This window comes from Psychrobacter sp. 1U2 (genome assembly GCF_051847575.1).
Map to the genome: position 1 here is coordinate 1 of NZ_JBPYDC010000290.1, position 1,252 is coordinate 1,252.

Sequence of the window (1,252 nt, forward strand, 5' to 3'; positions counted from 1 at the left end):
ACAGCGATCGATGCCAGCTAATCGCCTACTATAATATCATCGGCTTTAGCAACAGTCAGCTTAGGTAGACGTCACAATTGCTTGTCGGTATGATACGGTGAGATGCTATATAAAAATGGCTTTATTGGTAATAGTTAACGTTACAAGAGCCATGTTTTCATCTTATATAATTTACTATCATTTAATTTTCTGAGGATACTGTGAGTAAATCGATCAAACTAGCGATACTTGGCCTAGGTACCGTCGGTACTGGCGTGGTCAATCTAATCAATGATAACTTAGCTGAGCTTAAACGTCGTAGTGGACGCGACATTATTATTACCGAAGTTGGTACACGTCGTCAGCGTGATGATATCGACCCTAGTATCGTCCAAAACGATGATTTGATGGCAATTGCTGCAAGTGACAACGTCGATATTGTCATCGAAGTCATTGGTGGTACAACTCTTGCCAAAGACATTATTATGCATGCCATTAAGAATGGTAAACACGTCGTTACAGCCAACAAGGCGTTACTTGCTGAGCATGGTAATGAGATATTTGCGTTGGCGGAGGCCAATCATGTGCACGTGGCTTATGAGGCAGCAGTGGCAGGTGGTATTCCTATTATCAAGGTTATGCGCGAAGCACTTGCCGCCAATAAAATAGATTGGTTAGCTGGTATCATTAACGGTACTGGTAACTTCATCATGACTGAGATGCGTGATAAAGGGCGTCCATTTAAAGACGTTTTGGCAGAAGCACAAGAGCTTGGCTATGCTGAGGCAGACCCGACATTTGATGTTGAAGGTATTGATGCTGCTCACAAGCTTGCTCTACTCGCCTCTATCGCCTTTGGCATTCCATTACAGTTTGACAAAGTATATTGCGAAGGTATCACTGGTATTACGCTACAAGACGTCAACTACGCTGAAGAGCTGGGCTATCGTATCAAGCATTTAGGCTTTGCCGTTCGCCGGAGTAGTAAAGATGATCCACAAGGCAGCGCTGGCATTGAGCTACGCGTACATCCAACATTGATCCCGCAAGACGCTTTACTTGCCAATGTGAATGGGGTAAAAAACGCGGTACTGGTGAACTCACATCCTCTAGGACAAACGCTGTATTGCGGTGATGGCGCAGGCGCAGGCGCTACCGCCTCAGCAGTAATGGCAGATGTCATGGATCTTGTACGTGTATTAGGCCCCAACGATCGTAACAGTCATAGCGAGCACAGTAATCATGTGCCTCATTTGGCGTTTATGCCGGAAGA

1 protein-coding gene is annotated in these 1,252 nt (G+C 45.1%); it reads left to right on the forward strand.

Annotated features, from left to right (window positions below; genetic code table 11):
- Positions 1-200 precede the first annotated feature (200 nt).
- Positions 201-1,252 (forward strand): homoserine dehydrogenase (locus ACS8FD_RS15245; protein ID WP_439276468.1); only part of this gene is annotated, 1,052 nt, incomplete at its 3' end.